Source organism: Candidatus Thiosymbion oneisti (assembly GCF_004359955.1).
Taxonomy (GTDB): Bacteria; Pseudomonadota; Gammaproteobacteria; order Chromatiales; family Chromatiaceae; genus Thiosymbion; species Thiosymbion oneisti.
The window spans coordinates 1-712 of record NZ_SMSC01000119.1; the positions used below are offsets into that span (position 1 = coordinate 1).

The following is a 712-nucleotide window of genomic DNA, read 5'->3' on the forward strand; positions in this document are numbered from 1 at the left end:
CAATTCCTCGTTCAGGAAGCGCTTTTTGATTTGCGCCACGGTCATTCCATCCAGGGCATAGTCCTGGAAGATCTTGTAAAATTCCGTGATTTTGGAATTGACGAACGAGTTGTTGCTCTCACGGCCGACGATCTTGATCACATCGACGCCGGCCTCCATCAGCTCGGGCAGTGTGCATAACGAACAATCCGCCGCCGCATCCAGGAAATAGTTTTTGTCGTCTTCTTTTTCATCCTCGATGATAGGGCCAGATTGTCACAGCTCTCTTTGTCCCGTTTTGCGATGCTTGGAATACCGCTGGTCCCGGTACTGAAGATTTCCAGCTCCATTTCATCTTCCGGCGTCGTCAGCAGGAGATCGGCATTCTTCCGATCCTTGAACATCCTGACCGGTATCAATGGGATATGCTCGATCCCCTCGTTCAGGATGGTATCGGGAGAAACCCTCTGTTCCCGGCAAAAGTCCTGGTAGAACGCATTATTCAGATAGTGATAAGTGAAATTCTCCTTGATCAGCTCGTCCCGGATCCGACTTTGCTCCTGCTGGTCGAGACGGAGCAAATGGCCGACATTGCCGATGTTTGCTCTCAAATCGATCAGGTATGACCCCAGATCGAAACCGAAATTGCTGCTTTAGGTTGCCATATTGCTTATTGCCATGTTGTCGAACCTTGTGATCGTGTTGTCAAACATCGTGATCGGGCTCCTATTAA

The 712-nt window shown here is 49.6% G+C and carries 2 protein-coding genes; both read right to left on the bottom strand.

Annotation, left to right across the window (positions count from 1 at the left end; all coding sequences use genetic code 11):
* The coding region (locus E1958_RS22210; protein ID WP_208108634.1) for a U32 family peptidase at positions 1-243 on the bottom strand (243 nt) is incomplete at its 3' end.
* Positions 159-590 carry a LuxE/PaaK family acyltransferase gene (locus E1958_RS19690; protein WP_165742436.1) on the bottom strand — a complete coding sequence of 144 codons (432 nt, stop codon included), beginning with the start codon at positions 588-590 and terminating at the stop codon, positions 159-161. The genes E1958_RS22210 and E1958_RS19690, both read right to left, overlap by 85 nt.
* Positions 591-712: the final 122 nt, after the last annotated feature.